The organism is Priestia sp. YIM B13551, from assembly GCF_042787905.1.
In the GTDB taxonomy this organism is placed as follows: Bacteria; Bacillota; Bacilli; order Bacillales; family Bacillaceae_H; genus Priestia.
This window is the reverse complement of record NZ_JBHZOX010000008.1, coordinates 61812-83384: the sequence shown is the minus strand read 5'-3', so window position 1 is coordinate 83384 and position 21573 is coordinate 61812. Positions and strand designations below refer to the sequence as shown.

The window sequence follows — 21573 nt, the reverse complement described above, 5'->3', positions numbered from 1 at the left end:
TGTCAGTAAAAAGGGGTGCGTGAAAGATTTTATTGTATTTTGACTTATAAGGTAAAAAGTGTTCTGATGGTTTGCCTTTCATCCTATACTTTTCTTATATAGATATAAGAGAAATTGGGGGAGTCGATAAATGAAAAAGGTGGCTGTTTTTTTTGTTGGGCTTGTTTTTTTACTCGCGGGGATGGGTCTGACAGGCAATGCGTCTGCGGCGTCAAATCAACTTATTATTATTAACAAATCTACTAACACCCTTGCTTTTTATGATAGAGGAAAATTAGTAAGGACGTTCAAAGTTGCGACGGGGAGGCAGATGAGTTATACACCAGAGGGTACCTTTAGCATTGTGAATAAAATTAAAAACCGGCCTTATTATAAAGACAACATTCGGGGAGGAGATCCTAGGAATCCGCTAGGTGATCGCTGGCTAGGATTAAATGCGCGCGGAACATATGGAACGACGTATGCTATTCATGGAAATAATAATCCAAGTTCTATCGGGACTTACGCAAGTTCTGGGTGCATTCGTATGTATGATGAAGAGGTACGCTGGCTGTTTGACCGTGTTCAAACCGGTACAAAAGTGGTTATTGGTCAATTCCATTCTCAAAGTTTTGATTCAATCGCTGTTAAAAACAAATACAAAGTAAGCAGTGCTCCAGTCGCCCAGAATCTTTGTAAAACGAAAAAGCTCTCAAAAGGCCAAATTGGTTTTGTAACGATTCAATCACCGATGGTTTTATTGAAGGAAGAAAAAGGAAAATGGGTAAAGATTCGTACGTTAAATCGCGGTGAACGCTATAATGTATATAAAATAGATGGCATTAAAGTCTCTTTAGGGCCAGGATTTATTGAAAATTATCCTAATAAAAAAACATCCATAAAATTAGATATTTGCAAATAGAAAATACCGTTCATATAGCTGACTATATGAACGGTATTTTTTGAATTTTTAATAATGTTTATTATAATAAAAAACAGGGAAACTAATTGCCTAATGAAGAGAGAGAAAGGGTTGTTTGAGCGTATGTCTACAATAGATTTATCAAAATTCGAGAAAAAAATGATTATTCGTAACATCAAACCGGACGATATAGATGAAATTTTAGCACTTCAAAAGCTATCATTCCCGGGAATGGATCCGTGGAAAAAAGAACAACTTGAAAGTCACCTGGCCATTTTTCCAGAAGGACAAATATGTGCAGAGTACGACGGGGAAATTATCGGATCTTGTTCAAGCTTGATTGTGAACTTTGATGAGTACGATGATCAGCATACGTGGGACGATATTACAGACGAAGGATACATTACAAATCATAACCCGGAAGGCTACAATCTGTATGGAATTGAAGTAATGGTTCATCCAAAGTATCGCGGCATGAAAATAGGACGCCGCTTATATGAAGCGCGTAAAGATTTAGCACGTGAATTGAACCTGAAAAGTATCATCATTGGAGGAAGAATTCCTAATTACCATAAGCATTCAGCTGAAATGTCGCCTAGAGAATATGTAGAGCAAGTTATTCATCATAAAATTTATGATCCAGTGCTATCTTTTCAGCTAATGAACGGATTTACGCTTATGCGTATAAACCCTGGTTATCTTCCTGATGATCTAGCTTCTAATAAGTATGCAACGTTGATGGAATGGAACAACGTAGATTACGTTCGCCGTTCAAAACGCCATTTTAAAACATCATTCCCAGTGCGTATTTGTGTTGTTCAGTATATGATGAAACAGATCAATTCATTTGAAGAGTTTGCAACACAGGTAGAATATTATACAGATGTTGCTTATGATGCAAAAGCCGACTTCTGCGTATTCCCGGAAATTTTCACAACTCAGCTAATGTCTTTCTTGAATGAAAAGATCCCAAGCAAAGCGGTTCAGCGCGTAGCAGAATATACGGAAGAGTACATTGAGCTATTTACTAACTTAGCGGTTAAATATAACGTAAATATTATTGGAGGATCCCACTTTGTCGAAGAAGATAATGGAGATATCTTTAATATTGCCTATCTATTCCGCCGAGATGGAACAATTGAAAAGCAGTACAAAGTGCATATTACACCTAATGAAAGAAAATGGTGGGGAATTAGCCCAGGAGATAAAGTTGAAGTGTTTGATACAGATTGCGGTAAAATTGCGATCCAAATTTGCTATGACATTGAATTTCCGGAGCTTGCCCGTATTGCTACCGATAAAGGTGCAAATATTATTTTTACACCATTCTGTACGGAAGACCGTCAAGGTTATCTGCGCGTAAGATACTGCTCTCAGGCGCGCGCGATCGAAAACCAAATTTATACGGTTATCGCAGGTACAGTTGGAAACTTGCCTGAAACAGAAAACATGGATATTCAGTATGCTCAGTCTGCTATTTTTGCACCGTCTGACTTTGAATTTGCACGAGACGGTATTGTAGGAGAATGTAATCCTAATATTGAAATGGTAGTTATTGGAGATGTAGATTTAGAAATTCTTCGCCGCCAGCGTCAATCGGGAACGGTTCGTCAATTAAAAGACCGACGCCATGACGTTTACAATATTAAATATAAAAAATAACGCAGTTTCTAAAAACATCATGCAAATGCATGGTGTTTTTTATTTCAACTTTTGCCATAATAAAAACTATTACAATGAATTTTGTGGACTAACCATGGAAAAGAGGGGAAAACATGAGTTTTCATGGACAATCGGTATTACCCGCTGTTCGAGATATGAAGCAATTGGAAAAATTTTTAGTAAGTAATTATGAGTACGGAGTTCTTTTAGACAATCAAGTGGGCATGCTAAAAGGAATTATGAAAGAGGTCCATAAGCATGAAAAGAAGCTAATCATTCATTTAGATTTAATTCATGGCTTAAAGCACGATGAGTATGCGGTTGATTTTTTGTGTCAGGAGTTTAAGCCTGCGGGAATTATTTCGACAAGAACAAACGTTATTTTAAAAGCTAAACAAAGAGGGATTTATGCCATTCAACGGGTCTTTTTATTGGACAGCACAGCTTTGAAGAAAAGCTATGAGTTAATGAAGAAAGTAAAACCGGATTATATTGAGCTTCTTCCTGGAATTGTGCCCACTTTAATCCAAGAAGTTAAAGCTGAAACGGGCATTCCGGTGTTAGCTGGAGGCTTAATACGAACGGCAGAAGAAGTTCATAATGCTTTAGAAGCCGGGGCTTCTGCTGTTACAACATCAAATAGAGAACTGTGGAGTATTTCAACTTAAAAAAACTGTTTGACAACGCTTTCATCATCTAGTAAACTTCTAGATAAGTTAATAGATGTGAGGGAGAATAGGAGATCCACGGTATAGCCTTTTAATGATTTTATTAGGGGGATGTATTGTGGATTTTCTTATTTTCTTGTCATCTTAATCGTTTTCATACAAAGGGGAGGTTATCTATATGCAAGCATTCTTAGGAGAAATAATTGGAACAATGATTTTAATTATCCTTGGCGCTGGTGTATGTGCGGGCGTCAATTTAAAAAAATCGTTTGCTGCTAATTCGGGATGGATCGTTATCACAATGGGATGGGGAATGGCAGTAGCGATGGCAGCATATGCGGTTGGTAATATGAGTGGGGCACACTTAAATCCAGCGTTAACCGTAGCGCTTGCTATTACAGGTGATTTTCCATGGTCACAAGTACCGATGTACATCTTAGCTCAGTTTATTGGAGCCATTCTTGGTGCAACAGTTGTTTATTTACACTATCTTCCACACTGGAAAGAAACAAAAGATGCTGGTACAAAATTAGGCGTATTCGCAACGGGGCCAGCAATTGCTAACCCATTTGCAAACGTTTTAAGTGAGGCGATTGGAACGTTTGTATTAGTAGTAGGAATCTTAGCAATTGGAGCAAATAAATTTACAGATGGATTAAATCCTTTAGTAGTAGGATTTTTAATCGTAAGTATTGGTTTATCATTAGGAGGAACAACAGGCTATGCCATCAACCCTGCTCGTGATTTAGGACCTCGTATTGCTCATGCTATCTTGCCCATACCTGGCAAAGGCAGCTCGAACTGGAAATATGCTTGGGTGCCAGTAGTGGGTCCTTTAGTAGGCGGATCAATCGGGGCAGTATTTTACCAAGCGGCATTTTTAAATAAAATGTCAAGCAGCTTATGGGTTGTTTTAAGTCTAGCGCTGATTGTTTTAGCAGTTATCTACGCTGTTTCTAAACAAAAGGCAGCACAGATTCAATCAGCAGTAGTACCGAAAAAATGAATGAGCTTTACCATCTAACTATGTACAATAAAGAAACGACAATATACAGAGAATAGGGGATATTGATATGGAAAAATTTATTTTATCTTTAGACCAAGGAACAACAAGCTCACGAGCAATGTTATTTAATAAAAAAGGTGAAGTTGTACATGTAGCTCAAAAAGAGTTTACACAGTACTTTCCAAAACCAGGTTGGGTAGAGCATAATGCAAGTGAAATTTGGGGTTCTATCCTAGCAGTTATCGCATCTTGTTTATCTGAGTCAGGTGTTCATGCGGATCAAATCGAAGGAATTGGGATTACCAATCAGCGTGAAACAGCAGTAGTATGGGAAAAAACAACAGGGAAGCCGGTGTACAATGCAATTGTATGGCAGTCTCGACAAACGTCTGGTATTTGTGAAGAATTAAAAGCAAAAGGATTAAACGATACGTTCCGCGACAAAACGGGATTATTAATTGATGCATACTTCTCTGGAACAAAAGTGAAGTGGATTTTAGATAACGTAGAAGGTGCACGAGAAAAAGCAGAAAACGGTGAATTGTTATTTGGAACAATTGATACATGGTTAATTTGGAAGCTATCAGGCGGAAAGGCGCATGTAACGGATTACTCAAACGCATCCCGCACGCTTATGTTCAATATCTACGATTTAAAATGGGATGATGAACTGCTAGATATCTTAGGGGTACCGAAATCAATGCTTCCAGAAGTAAAGCCTTCTTCTGAAGTATACGCTCATACAGTAGATTATCATTTCTTTGGTAAAAACATTCCAATTGCTGGAGCAGCAGGGGATCAGCAAGCCGCTTTATTTGGACAAGCGTGCTATGAAAAAGGAATGGCGAAAAACACCTATGGAACAGGCTGCTTTATGCTCATGAATACGGGTGAAAAAGCAGTTAAGTCCGATCACGGCTTATTAACTACATTAGCATGGGGGATTAACGGTAAGGTAGAATATGCGCTTGAAGGCAGTATTTTTGTAGCAGGATCTGCTATTCAGTGGCTTCGCGACGGTTTAAGAATGTTTAAAAATGCGGCTGAAACTGAAAACTATGCAACGCGAGTAGAGTCTACAGACGGTGTATATATTGTGCCAGCTTTCGTAGGACTTGGAACACCTTATTGGGATAGCGATGTACGGGGAGCGATGTTTGGGTTGACTCGTGGTACAAAAAAAGAACACTTTATCCGTGCAACGCTTGAATCACTGGCTTATCAAACAAGAGATGTATTAAGTGCGATGGAAGCAGATTCTGGAATTACATTAAAAACATTGCGTGTAGACGGGGGAGCAGTTAAGAATAATTTCTTAATGCAGTTCCAAAGTGATGTGTTAAACGTTCCGGTTGAGCGTCCTCAAGTGAATGAAACAACGGCTCTTGGGGCAGCATATTTAGCGGGTCTTGCGGTCGGCTACTGGAAAGATTGCGATGAAATTGCGCAGCAGTGGAATATGGAAAAATCTTTCGAACCAAATATGGAAGAAGAAAAGCGTGAAGAATTATATAGCGGCTGGAAAAAAGCCGTACATGCAACAATGGCTTTTAAGTAATTATTTGATGAAAACACTTTAATTAAAAGCGCATGTATGATATAATTTAATCAAGTTAATAAATTGGTTGGAGAATCGGAGAGACCACAGATCCATATATAGACATACTATATATGTGATTTGTGGTCTCTCTTTTTTGTATATTGGAAAATTTTGATATCTTTAAAAATTGAAAGGGGAATGACGTATGTTTTCAAGTCAAACACGTTCGAATAAATTGGTAGACATGACACAAAATCAATATGATTTACTAGTAATTGGTGGGGGAATTACTGGGTCAGGTATTGCGCTTGATGCGACTCATCGAGGCATGAAAACGGCATTAGTTGAAATGCAGGATTTCGCAGCAGGAACATCTAGTCGTTCAACGAAGCTTGTTCACGGCGGTCTACGCTATTTAAAACAGTTTGAAGTTAAAATGGTAGCCGAAGTTGGTAAAGAACGTGCCATCGTATATGAAAATGGGCCTCATGTAACGACTCCGGAGTGGATGCTGTTACCTTTCCATACGGGTGGAACATTCGGTAAATTCTCAACTTCAATTGGACTGCGCGTATATGATTTTTTAGCTGGTGTAAAACGCTCAGAGCGCCGCAAAATGTTTAGCGCAGAAGAAACGCTTAGCCGCGAGCCATTGGTGAAATCTAAAGATTTAAAAGGCGGCGGTTACTACGTTGAATATAAAACAGATGATGCACGTTTAACGATTGAAGTAGCTAAAGAAGCTGCCGCAAGAGGAGCAGACTTAGTCAATTACACAAAAGTGGAAAACTTTATCTACGATAAAGGAAAAGTAGTAGGGGTTGTTGTTCGTGATCAGCTTACGAATAAAGAATATAATATTTATGCAAAAAAAATCGTCAACGCTGCAGGTCCATGGGTGGACACGCTGCGTGAAAAAGATAATTCAAAAAAAGGCAAGCAGCTTCAATTAACAAAAGGAATTCACTTAGTTATTGATCAAGAGCGCTTTCCATTAAAACAAGCCATTTATTTTGATACACCTGATGGACGTATGGTGTTTGCAATTCCGCGTGATGGAAAAACATATGTGGGCACAACAGACACGGTCTATAAAGAAGACGCTAGACATCCGCGTATGACTGTAAAAGACCGTCAATATGTTATTGATGCGATTAACTATATGTTCCCAACGGTTGATATTACAGTAGACGACGTAGAATCAAGCTGGGCGGGTGTTCGTCCACTTATTCACGAACAAGGAAAAGATCCTTCTGAAATCTCGCGTAAAGATGAAATCTGGACATCAGAATCAGGTTTAATTACAATCGCTGGAGGGAAATTAACTGGGTACCGTAAAATGGCTGAAATTGTCGTAAATCGCGTAGCTGAAGATTTTAAAGCAGAAGGACGCGAATTTGAAAGCTGTCAAACTAAACATTTACCGATTTCTGGAGGTAATGTAGGCGGTTCAGGTGGGTTCCCAACGTTTGTAGAGCAAAAAGTCAAGGAAGGCATCAAACTAGGGTTATCACGTGACGCTGCTGAAAAGCTTGTAAAACGCTATGGTTCAAACGTAGATAAAGTATACCGCTACATGATTGAACGTCCCGATCAGCTAAAAAACAGCGACCTTCCAGCTAGTGTATTTCTGCAAATTCAATATGGCATAGAAGAAGAAATGGTTTCAAAACCAGTGGACTTCTTCATTAGACGTACGGGCGCTTTATTCTTTGATATCAACTGGGTAAGAAGCTGGAAAAAACAAGTGATTGCTCATATGGCCGAAGAGTTAAAGTGGACGCCTGAGCAAACAAAAGCTTATACGGATGAATTAGAACAGCACCTTCATGACGCAGTTGTACCAGTAGATGAAAAAGTTAACCGTATGACAGGTATTTCATGATAAAATAAAAAAGTACCTCAAAATTTGTCAATACAGCCATAATATAATAGCAGGAAGTCAAATTTGGACGAAGAAATATAATATGACTGTTAAAAAAAGAGAAAGACGATTACTCGTTTTTCTCTTTTCATACATATTTACATTTATATAAGGAGGCTTTTTTTTATGAGTTGGAAAGAAACGTATACATCTTGGATTAATCATCCAAATTTAGATCCTGAATTATGTCAAAATTTAGACGCAATCAAAGGTGATGAAAAACAATTAGAAGATAGTTTTTACAAAACATTGGAATTTGGAACAGGCGGAATGCGTGGGGAAATTGGAGCGGGTACAAACCGTATGAATACGTATACAATCCGAAAAGCTTCCGAAGGCTTTGCTGAGTACATTAAACAAGCTGGTGAAGAAGCTATCAAGCAAGGCGTAGTCATTGCGTATGATTCTCGCCACAAATCGCCTGAATTTGCGATGGAAGCAGCAAAAACATTAGCAAGTCACGGAATTAAAACGTATGTATTTGAAGAGCTAAGACCAACACCTGAACTTTCATTTGCAGTGCGTGAGCTAAACGCATTTGGAGGTATTGTTATTACAGCGAGCCACAATCCTCCTGAATATAACGGATACAAAGTATATGGTCCAGACGGTGGTCAGCTGCCGCCAAAAGAAGCTGATGAACTAGTTGGCTTTGTAAATGCTGTGGAAAATGAACTTACATTAGCTGTTCAATCTGAAGCGGAGCTAAAAGAAAAAGGTCTTATTGAAATGATTGGTTCAGCGATTGACGAAGCATACAATGAGAAACTAAAAACGATTTTAATTAATCCAGAGCTAGCTTCTGAAACAGGTAAAGACTTAAAGGTAGTGTTTACACCTCTACATGGTACAGCTAATAAGCCAGTTCGCAACGCGCTTCAATCCATCGGTTACGAAAATGTCACGGTTATTGAAGAACAAGAACTTCCTGATCCAAATTTCTCGACGGTTAAATCTCCGAATCCTGAAGAGCCGGCTGCATTTGAATATGCTGTTCGTAAAGGAAAAGAAATTGATGCAGATATCTTAATCGCAACGGATCCAGATGCAGACCGTTTGGGAATTGCTGTCAAAGATCCAAGCGGTGAATATGCGTTATTAACAGGAAACCAAACGGGTGCTTTATTGCTTCACTATTTGCTTTCTCAAAAGAAAGAAAAAGGCGTGCTGCCTGCTAATGGCGTTGTGTTAAAAACGATTGTAACGTCAGAAATCGGCGCACAAATTGCTCGTTCATTTGGACTGCAAGTTGTTGACACTCTAACAGGTTTTAAATTTATCGGTGAAAAAATTAAGCAATATGAGCAAACGGGCGAGTATACATTCCAATTCGGTTATGAAGAAAGCTACGGCTATTTAATTGGTGACTTTGCTCGTGACAAAGACGCTGTACAAGCAGCCATTCTAGCAGTAGAAGCTTGTGCTTATTATAAAAAGCAGGGCATGACGCTATATGAAGCGCTTCAGCAAGTGTTTACTAAATATGGTTTCTATCGTGAAGGTCTGAAATCTTTAACGCTTAAAGGAAAAGAAGGATCTGAGCAAATTCAGCATATTTTGGCTACATTTAGAAATGAACCTCCTACTGACATTGCAAGATTAAATGTTTCGGTTGTAGAGGATTATACATTAAGTGAGCGTCAGCATATTAAAGCAGGAAAAGTAGAAGAAATTACATTACCAAAATCAAATGTATTAAAATATATCTTAGAAGACGGTTCTTGGTTCTGCCTTCGTCCGTCTGGTACAGAGCCAAAGGTGAAGTTCTATTTTGGCGTCGTGTCAGAAGATGAAGCAACGAGCATTGCCCATTTAGAAGCTGTACAAACAGCTGTAATGGGTGAAGTAGAACGTGTATTAGATAAAGTGAAAAGGGTATAAAAGTAAAGCCTGCTCAAACTTGAGCAGGCTTCTTTTATGATACTTTATTTGATTGCGTATTTGACAAATACGGAGAAGATCGTAGGGCTTTATAAATTCTCGGAGCAAGCATAGCCCCAAGAACAGTAAAAATAAGATCCTTTACCGCAAACCACGACATAATCTTCCAAGCGGCTGCATATGTCATTGCAGGAGCTTCAAGCCAGTAATTAACCGCTACATACATATACGTAGTACCAATTAAATAAATAACGGCAATACCAACTAGCGATGAAATTAAAAAGATAGAAAAAGTTGGCTTGCCGCGCATTTCCATAATTTTTCCTGTGATAAATGCTGCTACGATATAAGAAAGCAAAAAGCCGCCGGTGCTTCCAAATAAAATACCAATTCCTGCTTTAAATTGAGCAAATACCGGGGCGCCGGCAATGCCAATTAATACGTATACAATCATCGAAATAGAACCCATTCGGCTCCCAAGTAAAATTCCTGCTAATATAACAAAAAAAGGCTGAAGTGAAAGAGGCACGCCACCTACTTGTAAAAAAGGTGCCCAAGAAGTAATGTTTGCACCAATAGCCATAAGAGCCGCAAACATACCGGCTAGCGTTAAATCTAATGTGCGAAACCTTTTATTAGTACTCATATATGTTCCTCCCAGTATGTACTGAAATATCTTAGCGTATGTACTGAAGATTGTACGTCGAATTCACTTTTATGTCAACGATAAAAATAAATGTGTTTACATATATTATTTGATGTTTTTTGAAATAAAGTATGCATATTTTTAGTGCAACATAAAAAAATAAAGAAGGGAATTCATCCCTTCTTTGTCCAAGTGTGTGTATCAAAAATACTAGTACAATGATTCTTCCAGAAGCTCCGGGTTGTGCTCCGAATATTCCGTTGCATGATCAATGTAGCGTAGTAAAGAATAAAGCTCTTCTTGAATGATGCGGTAGTTTCGTTCAAAATTGTAGGCGTGCAAAAAATGTTCAATCTTTTTTGAAAGAAAATCGTCGTCTGTTCGAACCATTAAAATTAATAAGTTATCCCATTGTGAACGGTGTGTGTAATACAAAGCTCGATCATAATCAATTACATCCATTAATAACGTTCCTCCTTTTGAGGAGTTGAAATTAGTGTATGATATTTGCGGGAATTCTTACGCTGTAAATGTTGGGCAAAAGACCAGTGCATAATTAAAAGAGGTTGTAGTCATTATGCAAGAAGAATAAACGTACAGCACAGGATAAATGATAAGAAAGGCAAAGAATGATGCAGCATAACAGTTATATTACATCCATTATTTAAGACAACTAAATAAAAATCCCCTTTTCTTGAAAAAATAAAGCTTCTTTTTGATGAAAACACATGAATTGACATGTTTGTACATAGATTGAAGTAAGGAGTGAAAGGGGGAGCTGTCGTGAAAGAAGCAGATTATAAGCAATTATACCGTGCGATTGATGAAATTACGGAAATAGCTAGCGGTTTCGGCTTAGATTTTTATCCGATGCGCTATGAAATTTGCCCGGCAGATATTATTTATACGTTTGGTGCATATGGGATGCCAACTCGTTTTTCACATTGGAGCTTTGGAAAACAATTTTACAAAATGAAATTACACTACGATCTTGGATTGAGTAAAATTTATGAATTAGTTATCAATTCAGATCCTTGTTATGCATTTTTATTGGATTCCAATGCGCTTATTCAGAATAAATTAATTGTAGCTCACGTGTTAGCCCACTGTGACTTCTTTAAAAATAACAGCCGTTTTGCCAACACTAAACGGGATATGGTAGAAAGTATGGCAGCGACCGCTGATCGAATTAAAGAATACGAAGTAAAGCACGGTAAGCGTGAAGTAGAAAAGTTTTTGGATGCTGTCCTATCGATTCAGGAACATATTGATCCGTCTCTTATGCGTGCCAAGCTTTCTTGGAGCATAGATGATGTAGAATCATCGGAAGAAGAAATCATTTCTCCTTACGATGATTTATGGAATTTGGATTATAAAGAAAAGAAAAAACCAAAACCTCCAAAGTCTTTTAAAAAATTTCCGCCTCAGCCTGAAAAAGACATCTTATTATTTATTGAAGAATACAGTCCTTATTTAGAGGATTGGCAGCGGGATATTTTAACGATGATGCGAGAAGAAATGCTTTATTTCTGGCCGCAGCTTGAAACAAAAATTATGAATGAAGGCTGGGCTTCTTTCTGGCATCAGCGCATTATTCGAGAAATGGACTTAACGAGTGATGAAGCGATAGAATTCGCCAAGCTAAATGCAGGGGTTGTGCAGCCGTCTAAGACGGGAATCAATCCATATTATTTAGGATTAAAAATCTTTGAAGACATTGAAGAACGCTACAATAATCCAACAGAAGATATGATTCGCCGGGGCGTGGAGCCTGGATCAGGAAGAGAGAAGATGTTTGAGGTACGTGAGGTTGAATCAGATATTTCCTTTATCCGCAATTACTTAACAAAAGATTTAGTCATGCGGGAGGATATGTACTTATTCCAAAAACAAGGAAAAGACTATAAAATCGTCGACAAAGAGTGGACAGAAGTTAGAGATCAGCTTGTTAATATGCGCGTAAACGGCGGATTTCCTTACATCACAGTAACCAATGGAGACTATTTAAAAAATGGAGAGCTCTATTTAAAACACTGGTATGAAGGAATTGAATTAGATGTCAAATACTTAGAAAAAGTGGTACCGTACGTTCATCAGCTTTGGGGCCGCCCCGTTCATTTAGAAACGGTAATGGAAGGCAAGCCAATCGCCTTTACGTATGATGGAAAAACAGTGCATAGAAAACATTTGTAAAAAAGAAGACCGCTTAAACAGCGGTCTTTTTGGGCTTCTGTAATTTATCCATATAAATTGAAAAAATAAAATTACTGTGCAATAATCGAATGAGAATTACTTTCATTTAGAAAGGAAGATAAGATGTTTGTTGTAAACGCAAGTTTTGAAACAGAAAAGAAATTTGAAGAACAGCTCAAGCAAAAAGCTAACAAAAACAAAGCAGAAATTGAGGCAGCCAAAGGAAATTTATCGTTCGAATGCTGGAAAAAAGATTCCGCAGATAAAGTTGAATATGTCTTTGTATCCAAGTGGGAAGACAAGCAGTTCTTTCAAGCGTGGATCTCAAGAGAAGAACATGTGAACGAACATAAAGAAGCGAATAAAAAGAAAATGAAAGCATGTTCTGAAGCTATGGAAATCAAGAAAACGCTGCGCTTTTATGAGGCGGTAGAAGAGGACATTTTTTCCTAAAAAAGCATGCTTGACTTTCATAAATGTTGTAACTATAATGATTACAACAAAATAGGAGTGAGAGCAATGAAAATTAGCAGTCGATTCACCGTGGCCGTTCACATACTATCTTTAATTAAAGTAGATAGCAGTCACCCTAGTACTTCAGAGTGGATTGCTAGCAGTGTAAATACAAATCCTGTTGTTATAAGACGAGTAATTGGGATGTTAAAGAAAGCTGGACTCGTGGGTGTAAAAGCCGGAGCTGGCGGAGCTTATCTATTGAAAGATTTAGAAGAGATAACGTTGTTAGACGTTTATCGAGCGGTGGCGGCAGTGGAAGAAGGAGAATTGTTTCAAATGCATGAAAATCCGAATGTGGAGTGTCCTGTAGGAGCCAATATTCAAAGTGTCCTTGAATTGATTTTAAAACGTTCTCAAGATGCCATGGAACAAGTCTTAGCCGATGTGACCATGAAAGAATTAGTGACGGATTTAATAGCAAAAATAGATGCATAATAACATGCTTCTGTTCGTAAAAAAAACGGAGAAACCTAGGTTTCTCCGTTTTTTTATAGCTTCACAATTGTTCGTCCTCGAGCTTGTCCTTTTAATAAAGTCGGAAGTACCTCAGGGAGCTGTTGTAGTGAAATTTCCTGCTGAATGAAAAGTTCGAAGCTTTCAGGCTTAAAGTCATTAGCGAGTCTATTCCAAATTTCTTTTCGAGTAGGCATTGGACAGTAAACAGAATCGATACCTAATAAATTAATCCCTCTTAAAATGAAGGGAAAGACGGTTGTTGGCACTTTGCCTCCAGCTGTTAGCCCGCTGACAGCTACAGAGCCTCCGTACTGAATTTGACTGAGAACAGAAGCTAGAGGCTCTCCGCCCACAGGATCCACCGCAGCGGCCCATTTTTGCTTGCCTAATGCTTTTAATTTGCCGTTATAAACGTCTTCACGCGCTACAATAGAGGAAGCGCCAAGCTCTTTCAAATAAGCTGCTTCCGAGCTTTTTCCCGTACTTGCTTCCACTGTGTAGCCTAATTTTGAAAGAATGGCAACCGCAAAGCTTCCTACACCTCCCGTAGCGCCTGTTACAAGCACAGAGCCATTAGATGGACTAGTATGGTTTTCCTCTAAGCGATGCACAGATAAAGCAGCTGTAAAGCCAGCTGTTCCGATAATCATTGCTTCTTTTAACGTTAAATTTTCAGGAAGAGGGACAATCCATTCGCTGCGTATGCGCGCATACTCACTATAGCCTCCAAAGTGTGATACGCCAATGTCATAGCTTGTTGCAATGACACGATCACCTTCTTTAAAATCAGGGCTGTCAGAAGATACAACAACTCCTGCTAGGTCGATTCCTGGGACAAACGGATAGCTTGTCACAATATTGCCGTTTGCGATGCTGGCTAAGCTATCTTTATAATTCACCCCTGAATAATGAACGCGAATAAGTACATCGCCTTCTGGCAAATCGTTTAGCGTCAGTTCTTGGACGGACGCCTCCACTTGGTCTTCCCTTTTTTTATCTACCACTAATGCTGAAAATGATTGCTCCATTTTATTTCTCCTTTCTATACTGAGATGTATATGTCTATACATAGATTACCTTATTTCTATACCCATTATAGAAAATAGTAAAAGAAGTTCATAATACTTTGATTACGAAACGAGTCATTTCATTATAAAATAGCGGTATAGCTAAACATTAGTTAGCAATACATAGGAAAGAGGAGAAGAGAAATGAGTACAAACATATATTTTAACCATGATGCAGGTATTGATGATTTAGTATCCCTTTTTTTACTGCTGCAAATGGATGATGTAAAGGTAACAGGGGTATCTGTTATTCCCGCTGACGGATACCTAGAGCCAGGTATCAGCGCAAGCCAAAAAATTATTGATCGTTTTGGAAGTTATGATATTGAGGTAGCCAAATCTACTTCACGCGGTATGAACCCATTTCCAAAGGAATGGCGCATGCATACATTTTATGTAGATGCACTGCCGATTTTAAATGAAAAAGGGGAAGTGCAAACAAAAATAAGTCAGCTGCCTGCTCACGATCATTTAATTGAAACATTACAACATACAGCCGGAAAAACGACTTTATTATTTACAGGACCATTAACTGATTTGGCAAGAGCACTTGAAAAAGCGCCGGAAATAGAAGAGAAAATTGACAAGTTAGTGTGGATGGGCGGTACATTTCAAGAAGTAGGAAATGTACAGGAGCCTGAACATGATGGAACGGCGGAATGGAATGCTTTTTGGGATCCAGAAGCAGTAGCAAAAGTATGGGAAAGCAGAATTAAAATTGAGATGGTTGCTTTAGAAAGCACGAATCAAGTTCCATTAACACCGGTTATTCGTCAAATGTGGGCTTCACTTCGCAGGTATGAAGGAGTAGACTTTGTAGGGCAGTGCTACGCGGCCTGTCCGCCGCTTGTGCATGTTGAAACCAATTCAACATATTATTTGTGGGATGTACTCACAACAGCATTTACAGGGAATTCAACACTTGTGAAGGTAAAAACCGTTTCGAGTATTGTGCATACAGAAACACCGAGCCAAGGAAGAACAGAAATTTCCCAAGAGGGACGACCTGTAGATGTCGTATATGATGTCACAGCTGAAGCGTTCTTTACGTACATTACAGATTTAATGAAAAAAGCAGTAGCCAAATAAAGAAAAAGGTTGCACATGAAAGTGTGCAACCTTTTTAATGAATCATATTCAAGAATTGACGTGTCCGCTCTTGTTGAGGATTTGAAAATATTTGATCCGGTGTACCTCTTTCCATAATGACACCTTGATCCATAAAAATAACTTCATCCGCTACTTCACGGGCAAAGCGCATTTCGTGAGTTACCACCACCATCGTCATTCCTTCTTTTGCTAAGTCTTTCATCGCTTGAAGAACGTCTCCTACAAGCTCAGGATCAAGAGCTGAAGTAGGCTCATCAAACAGCATAACTTTTGGGTCCATCGCCATTGCTCTGGCGATGCCAACACGCTGTTGTTGTCCGCCTGATAGTTGGAAAGGATAAAAGTCAAGCTTGTCTCCTAAGCCAACTCGTGTTAATAATTCTTTCCCTCTTTTTTCTGCTTCTTGAGTAGAAACGCCTTTTACAATTACAGGACCTTCCATAACATTTTCAAGCGCACTTTTATGAGGAAACAAGTTATAGTTTTGAAAGACCATACCTGTTAGGCTTCGAAATGAAGTAATGTCTTTTTTACGAACAGGTTTGGTGAAATTCATGCTTTTTTTATCAAGTTCAATCGTGCCGTCTGTTGGGATTTCTAAAAGATTTAAGCAACGTAAAAAAGTAGTTTTACCCGATCCAGAAGGACCAATCAATACAATTACCTTGCCCTGTTCAACTTTTAAATCAATTCCTTTTAATACTTGCAAATCACCGAATGATTTATGCAAATTTTTGATATTAATCATATGAAAAACTCCTTTAGCTACTCGAAACGGTTATTTAGATACGTAACGATCTAGTCTTATTTCAATGCGTCCTTGGATAATGGATAAGATTGTGCACATAATCCAGTACAAGAGCGCTGCCTCACTATAAAGAAGTAAAAATTCATAGTTAGTCGAAGCAATTTCTTGAGCTTTACGGAACATCTCAGAAACAAGAATGAGCGATGCAAGTGACGTATCTTTAATAAGGCTAATAAAAGAGTTAGATAATGGCGGAATCGATACACGTGCTGCTTGCGGTAAAATAATCCGTCTTAATGCTTGGGAATAGGTCATACCAAGTGAGTAACCAGCTTCCCACTGTCCTTTAGGAATAGATTGAATCGCTGCTCGGATAATTTCAGATGCATACGCACCTACACTTAATGAAAATCCAATAATAGCAGAGATAAATGGATCAATTGTTATATCTAAATTGGGTAAGCCGTAGAAAATAATAAATAATTGCACAAGCAGCGGTGTACCTCGAATAATCGATACATAGATGCGCGCAATTATATTTAAAACTTTTATAGATGATAAACGAGCCAAGGCTGTTAAGACAGCTAAAATGATACCGAGTACAAACGTGATTAATGTTAGTGGAATAGAATATTGAATAGCTCCCTTTAGCATTGGTAGGAGAGATGATTGAGCGATTGAAATCAATTGATTCAATCGCTCTCCATCAGGAAAAATATTATTTAGGAGAAACATCTTCGCCAAACCATTTCTTAGAAATTTTTGCGTATGTTCCGTCTTTTTTCATATCTTTCAATGCTTTGTTTACTTCATCCACTAACTTACCGCTGTCTTTTCTAAACATAAAGCCGCTTGCAGCACCATCGGATTTTTCATCCGCGATTTTGATAGGTGCGTTAGGGTGCTTTTTCTTATAGTCAAGGAACGATAATTTATCGTTGATTGTAGCATCAACACGGTTTGCGCTCATTAGTTCTACTGCTTGAGCAAAACCTTCAGCACTCGTAATGTTTGCACCATAAGATTGAGCCATGTCTTTATAGTTACTTGTTAATGACTGCGCTGATTTTTTTCCTTTTAAATCTTTAAATGATTTGATATCTTTTTCGTCTTTACGAACAATTAATACAGCGCCTGACTGGATGTATGGGTCAGAGAAATCGTATTTCTTTTGACGATCTTCACGAATACCCACTTCATTAGCAATCATGTCAAAGCGTTTAGCATCTAATCCGGCAAACATGCCATCCCACTGTGTTTCTTTGAACTCAGCTTTTACGCCAAGACGTTTAGCTACTTCTTGAGCCAATTCTACATCAAACCCAGTTAGCTTTTGTTTGTCATCATGAAAAGTGAACGGAGGGTATGTACCTTCAGTTCCAATTGTTAATACACCATCTTTTTTCACTTTATTATATAAATCCCCTTGTGAAGATTTATTGTCTCCATTGTTTGCTTCATTTTTTGAGCTAGAACCGCATGCGGCAAGCACAACTGTGAAAGCTAATAGTAGCGACAAAAGTGCAGCAAATTTCTTCATTTTCTAAACCCCCTAGTATTCTGATAGGAAATGATACTCTGTGATACTAAACAAGAACACAGCAAAAGTCAACAAAAAAAACTTATACGATTAATGTGACTTAAAATAAGGGAAATATACCTTCTATACACGGTTTGTCATAAGGATACAGAAAGATTTTAAAATTTGGATTAAGTGGATTTTTAAGGGAGATTTGAGGAGTAAAAAGGAAGTTTCATGCGACGATTTTCTCTTTCATTTTTTCATGACTTTTGGTGCAATAAACATATAGTTAAATGTTAAGGTAGAAATAAATTCCTTATGGTACACTTAAAGAAGAATTTATGAAACGGAGCGATATGATGAAAGCCATAAACTTAATCTCAATTGCCTTTGGTGCTATCGCTGGTACATATGCACGTTATTTGCTGAATCTTTCCTTATTATACACGGGCTATCCAATAGGAACGGTAATTGAAAACCTATTAGGAAGCTTCATACTAGGCCTATTAACAGGATTTTTTGTGTGGAAAAAGCCAAAAGAATGGATAAAGCTTGGACTAGGAGTTGGCGTGTGCGGCGGTTTTACAACGTATTCAACGTTTGCAGGAGACGTCATTTCTCTCACTCAGCACCATTTATTTTGGGGAGCCATTTATGTAATTGTCTCTTTAGTAGGTGGAATCCTTCTTGCTTTAGCAGGCTATCTATGCGGTGAAGCGGCAGGGGAAAATTTAGTGAAAGTACATGAGGTGAAGTAAATGAGCATAGTGAGCTTGGCACTTGGCGGGGCAGCTGGAGGGATATGCCGTTATCTTTTGGGTTTAAAAGTTACAAAAATAGTTTCAAACCCTCCTTTTCCAGTATCAATGCTGTTTGTAAACTTGCTCGGTGCGTTTGGCCTTGGTCTTTTTTACGGTAGTTATTATGGAAAGGTTCCGAGTCATGCTTATGATGATTCAATATTTTTAATGATTGGCATTGGGTTTTTTGGTGCCTTTACCACTTTTTCAACGTTCAGTGTGGAAACCGTACAGTTAATTCGAGAAAAATCTTATCGAAAAATGTTGGCGTATGTGGGGATTTCAGCATTTGGAACAGTTGGTTTATTTACAGTCGGTTTACTGGCAGGAACGTTTTTATTTAAGTAAAGAGAACGTTTCTAGTAGGGAAAAACAAAAAGACGGAGAAGTAGAGAATGGATAGAAAAGCAGAAGTTTGGAAATACATTTTGTTGATTGTAGCTGTTGCAGGTCAGATCATCGGTTTTTTATTTTTATTTATAAATGTTGTCGCGGCATTTATTTTTTACGGTTTTTATATTCTAACTTTTATTATGTTACTCCTGCTGTTTATATGGGATCGGAAAAAGGAAAAAGACAAAGAAGAATTTGACGACTATACCGATTACTAACCATATAAAAAGCAGAATGATGCGGTGCGCCGGGCCTCTTACTTACTAAAGAAGCTTAAAAGATACATCTATAAAAAGAAGAGAGCTGTAAGAGCATAAAGAGATATTGTATTTACATCTAGTTGTGTTATAATTTTAAGTGCGAAAACAAAATCAATAAATAGCAATCACTAGGGGAGCTTTTTGAAGCTGAGACGAATGTATTTCGGACCCTTTGAACCTGATCTGGTTTGGACCAGCGTAGGGAAGTGGTGATCATGTTTACATAACGATGCATGCTAACCACTCTACGTTGTAGAGTGGTTTTTTGTATGTAATAAAACCCTCTACACAAGATGAGGTGATTGAAATTTCTCTTTATTCTGAATAGAAAGGTTTCGATCATGTGGATATTCCTAAATTTCATGTCATTACAACAGATAAGCAGCCAATCGAAGAGCTTCAAAAAATTTTAACGGCTATCGCGCCTTTTGCGGGCGCCGTTCATATTAGAGAAAAAGAGAAAACGGCAAAGCAGATTCAATGTTTACTAGAAAGCCTGCCATTTTGTCGCTCTAAAATTATTTTGAATGACCGAGTTGATGTAGCGCATGCTTTAAAAGCAAAAGGCGTACAGCTTGCCTATCATAGTTTAGACGTTTCGGTTGTTATAGACGCATTTCCTTCTCTTATTGTCGGAAAATCAGTTCACTCTGTGGAAGAGGCTTTAGAAGCTGAAAAAGATGGTGCTCACTACATTCTATACGGACATATTTATTCAACACATTCAAAAAAAGGATTAAAAAGTCGAGGGATAGCAGCACTAAAAGAAGTAGTAGACGCTGTGCAGATACCGGTTATTGCCATTGGAGGAATTACACCTGTAAATGCCAAAGAGGTGCTTCAAACAGGAGCACACGGTATAGCTGTGATGTCTGGTGTCATGCTTGCGCAAGATCCCCTCAAAGCGATTAAACAATATTCTCATATATGGACATCTGGAGGTGGAGAAAATGAAGCAGCATTATGATGTACTGTTAATCGGAGGAGGTATAATCAGCTCTTCTATCGCTTATCATTTGTCAAAACAAGGAGCGTCAGTAGCTATTCTTGAACGCAATCAAATTGGTTGTGAAGCTTCAAGTGCAGCCGCTGGTATTTTAGGTGCTCAAGCTGAAATTAATGAAGAAGGTCCTCTTTTAGACCTTGCTATTAAGAGCAGAAGCATGTTTCCTGAACTGGTGAAGGAACTAAAAGAAAAAACGGCCATCGATGTAGAGCTCATTCAAAAAGGCTTATTAAAAGTCGCTGTAACAGAAGAAGATGCACACGTATTAAAGAAAAAAGCCGCTCAGCACCACCGGTGGGATGAACATGTAAGATGGATCGATGTAAAAGAAGCGCGTTTGTTAGAACCCGGGCTCTCTCCAGACATATACGGAGCCATTACAATACCGGGAGACGGCCAGCTAGCTCCGGCTAAGTTAACGCAAGCTCTTGCTCATGGAGCCTTGTATCACGGAGCAGATGTATTCGAATACTGTGACGTTCATTCTCTTATTATGGAAAATGAAACAGTAAAAGGTGTACAGACGTCCAAAGGCTCTTTTTATGGAGAAAAAGTAGTTATTGCAGCAGGCTCATGGGCTAAACGCTTTATTTCTTCTGAACATGTAGGTCAGGTGTTTCCCGTAAAAGGGGAGTGTATTGCTCTTCAAAGTCAAAAGCCGCTGCTTTCTAAAACGATTTTTTTAGATGAAGGTTTTTACTTAGTGCCTAAGACTGGTGGAAGAATCGTAATCGGGGCAACTAAGCTACAGCATGATTTTACCAAGACGGTTTCTGCACAAGGTATTCAATTTTTGCTGAATAAAGCTTCTGCGCTTCTGCCGGCTATTAAAGAAGCCACATTTGAAAAAGCATGGGCTGGTCTTCGTCCGCAAACAAATGATGGCTGGCCTTATTTAGGAGCGCATCCTGAAATAGCGAATCTACACATGGCGTTTGGCCACTACCGAAACGGTATTTTATTAAGTGCTGCAACTGGAAAAATTATGGCTGATGCTTTGTTAGGGAAAAAGCCGAATCATTCATTTTTTACATCATTTCAGCTAACAAGAGTAATGGAGGGAGTTCATTGAATCTAATCATTAATGGTAAGACCGTTACTTTTGGAGATGAAATTGAAACGGTCGAGCACTTGTTGCAGGCTCAGAACCTGCATGAACGAGTGGTAATTGTTGAGCTAAACAAGAACATTTTGCAAAAAGAAGAACATAGCGATGCATGCTTAAAAGATGGCGATATATTAGAAGTTGTTTCATTTGTCGGAGGAGGATGAAG

The 21573-nt window shown here is 38.4% G+C and carries 23 protein-coding genes and 1 riboswitch; of the genes, 17 read left to right on the top strand and 6 right to left on the bottom strand.

The window, feature by feature from the left end:
- Positions 1–130: 130 nt before the first annotated feature.
- From ACFX4N_RS26085 to ACFX4N_RS26055, 7 genes are all read left to right on the top strand, one after another.
- Positions 131–901: a L,D-transpeptidase gene (locus ACFX4N_RS26085; RefSeq protein WP_057274974.1), complete on the top strand. Its 771-nt coding sequence runs from the start codon at positions 131–133 to the stop codon at positions 899–901.
- Between the two features lie 123 nt (positions 902–1024).
- The gene (locus tag ACFX4N_RS26080) at positions 1025–2563 is read left to right on the top strand and encodes a carbon-nitrogen hydrolase family protein (RefSeq protein WP_013055260.1); all 1539 of its coding nucleotides are present in this window, start codon (positions 1025–1027) and stop codon (positions 2561–2563) included.
- Positions 2564–2676: 113 nt separating this feature from the next.
- Positions 2677–3231 (top strand): glycerol-3-phosphate responsive antiterminator, encoded by a 555-nt coding sequence (locus ACFX4N_RS26075; RefSeq protein WP_013055261.1) that lies wholly within the window; start codon positions 2677–2679, stop codon positions 3229–3231.
- A gap of 178 nt (positions 3232–3409) precedes the next feature.
- Positions 3410–4237, top strand: coding sequence for an MIP/aquaporin family protein (locus ACFX4N_RS26070; protein ID WP_013055262.1), 828 nt, complete (start codon positions 3410–3412; stop codon positions 4235–4237).
- Between the two features lie 67 nt (positions 4238–4304).
- The gene (glpK, locus tag ACFX4N_RS26065; RefSeq protein ID WP_057274975.1) at positions 4305–5795 is read left to right on the top strand and encodes a glycerol kinase GlpK; all 1491 of its coding nucleotides are present in this window, start codon (positions 4305–4307) and stop codon (positions 5793–5795) included.
- Positions 5796–5982: 187 nt separating this feature from the next.
- The gene (locus ACFX4N_RS26060; protein ID WP_013055264.1) at positions 5983–7662 is read left to right on the top strand and encodes a glycerol-3-phosphate dehydrogenase/oxidase; all 1680 of its coding nucleotides are present in this window, start codon (positions 5983–5985) and stop codon (positions 7660–7662) included.
- A gap of 165 nt (positions 7663–7827) precedes the next feature.
- Positions 7828–9582 (top strand): phospho-sugar mutase, encoded by a 1755-nt coding sequence (locus tag ACFX4N_RS26055; RefSeq protein WP_192101059.1) that lies wholly within the window; start codon positions 7828–7830, stop codon positions 9580–9582.
- Between the two features lie 34 nt (positions 9583–9616).
- Here the strand turns inward: ACFX4N_RS26055 and ACFX4N_RS26050 are convergent, their stop codons facing one another.
- Entirely contained in the window at positions 9617–10228 is a 612-nt protein-coding gene (locus ACFX4N_RS26050) for a biotin transporter BioY (protein ID WP_057274977.1), read from the bottom strand.
- 210 nt (positions 10229–10438) lie between these two features.
- On the bottom strand, positions 10439–10690 hold the full coding sequence (locus ACFX4N_RS26045) for a YhdB family protein (RefSeq protein ID WP_013055267.1): 252 nt from the start codon (positions 10688–10690) through the stop codon (positions 10439–10441).
- 321 nt (positions 10691–11011) lie between these two features.
- Here ACFX4N_RS26045 and ACFX4N_RS26040 point away from each other — a divergent pair, with 321 nt between their 5' ends.
- The 3 genes from ACFX4N_RS26040 to ACFX4N_RS26030 all read left to right on the top strand — a co-directional run bounded on the left by ACFX4N_RS26040 (position 11012) and on the right by ACFX4N_RS26030 (position 13372).
- Positions 11012–12421, top strand: coding sequence for a SpoVR family protein (locus ACFX4N_RS26040; RefSeq protein WP_013055269.1), 1410 nt, complete (start codon positions 11012–11014; stop codon positions 12419–12421).
- Between the two features lie 123 nt (positions 12422–12544).
- Entirely contained in the window at positions 12545–12874 is a 330-nt protein-coding gene (locus ACFX4N_RS26035; protein ID WP_192101060.1) for an antibiotic biosynthesis monooxygenase family protein, read from the top strand.
- 66 nt (positions 12875–12940) lie between these two features.
- Positions 12941–13372, top strand: coding sequence for an Rrf2 family transcriptional regulator (locus ACFX4N_RS26030; RefSeq protein WP_013081642.1), 432 nt, complete (start codon positions 12941–12943; stop codon positions 13370–13372).
- Between the two features lie 53 nt (positions 13373–13425).
- Here the strand turns inward: ACFX4N_RS26030 and ACFX4N_RS26025 are convergent, their stop codons facing one another.
- Complete coding sequence (locus tag ACFX4N_RS26025; RefSeq protein WP_057274979.1) at positions 13426–14421, bottom strand: NADPH:quinone oxidoreductase family protein; 996 nt, start codon at positions 14419–14421, stop codon at positions 13426–13428.
- 183 nt (positions 14422–14604) lie between these two features.
- Here ACFX4N_RS26025 and ACFX4N_RS26020 point away from each other — a divergent pair, with 183 nt between their 5' ends.
- Complete coding sequence (locus ACFX4N_RS26020) at positions 14605–15549, top strand: nucleoside hydrolase (RefSeq protein ID WP_057274980.1); 945 nt, start codon at positions 14605–14607, stop codon at positions 15547–15549.
- A gap of 34 nt (positions 15550–15583) precedes the next feature.
- Here ACFX4N_RS26020 and ACFX4N_RS26015 read toward each other — a convergent pair whose 3' ends face one another.
- The 3 genes from ACFX4N_RS26015 to ACFX4N_RS26005 are packed head-to-tail and all read right to left on the bottom strand — an operon-like array spanning position 15584 to position 17858.
- Entirely contained in the window at positions 15584–16318 is a 735-nt protein-coding gene (locus tag ACFX4N_RS26015; protein WP_013055274.1) for an amino acid ABC transporter ATP-binding protein, read from the bottom strand.
- 30 nt (positions 16319–16348) lie between these two features.
- Positions 16349–17053, bottom strand: coding sequence for an amino acid ABC transporter permease (locus ACFX4N_RS26010; RefSeq protein ID WP_013055275.1), 705 nt, complete (start codon positions 17051–17053; stop codon positions 16349–16351).
- Positions 17037–17858, bottom strand: coding sequence for an amino acid ABC transporter substrate-binding protein (locus ACFX4N_RS26005; protein ID WP_013055276.1), 822 nt, complete (start codon positions 17856–17858; stop codon positions 17037–17039). Before ACFX4N_RS26005 ends, ACFX4N_RS26010 begins: the two co-directional genes overlap by 17 nt.
- Positions 17859–18199: 341 nt before the next feature.
- On the opposite strand from ACFX4N_RS26005, the gene ACFX4N_RS26000 reads away from it, so the two are divergent.
- The 6 genes from ACFX4N_RS26000 to thiS all read left to right on the top strand — a co-directional run bounded on the left by ACFX4N_RS26000 (position 18200) and on the right by thiS (position 21571).
- The gene (locus tag ACFX4N_RS26000) at positions 18200–18598 is read left to right on the top strand and encodes a fluoride efflux transporter FluC (protein ID WP_057274995.1); all 399 of its coding nucleotides are present in this window, start codon (positions 18200–18202) and stop codon (positions 18596–18598) included.
- Entirely contained in the window at positions 18599–18988 is a 390-nt protein-coding gene (gene crcB / locus ACFX4N_RS25995; protein WP_013055278.1) for a fluoride efflux transporter CrcB, read from the top strand. It abuts the gene before it with no gap.
- Positions 18989–19035: 47 nt separating this feature from the next.
- Positions 19036–19251: a hypothetical protein gene (locus tag ACFX4N_RS25990; RefSeq protein WP_013055279.1), complete on the top strand. Its 216-nt coding sequence runs from the start codon at positions 19036–19038 to the stop codon at positions 19249–19251.
- A 162-nt stretch (positions 19252–19413) separates the two neighbouring features.
- Positions 19414–19515, top strand: a riboswitch (TPP riboswitch).
- A gap of 121 nt (positions 19516–19636) precedes the next feature.
- On the top strand, positions 19637–20260 hold the full coding sequence (locus ACFX4N_RS25985; RefSeq protein ID WP_013055280.1) for a thiamine phosphate synthase: 624 nt from the start codon (positions 19637–19639) through the stop codon (positions 20258–20260).
- A complete protein-coding gene (gene thiO / locus ACFX4N_RS25980; RefSeq protein ID WP_377263301.1) occupies positions 20244–21371 on the top strand; it encodes a glycine oxidase ThiO in 1128 nt (375 codons plus the stop codon). The genes ACFX4N_RS25985 and thiO overlap by 17 nt, the downstream gene beginning before the upstream one ends.
- A complete protein-coding gene (thiS, locus tag ACFX4N_RS25975; RefSeq protein ID WP_013055282.1) occupies positions 21368–21571 on the top strand; it encodes a sulfur carrier protein ThiS in 204 nt (67 codons plus the stop codon). Before thiO ends, thiS begins: the two co-directional genes overlap by 4 nt.
- Positions 21572–21573: the final 2 nt, after the last annotated feature.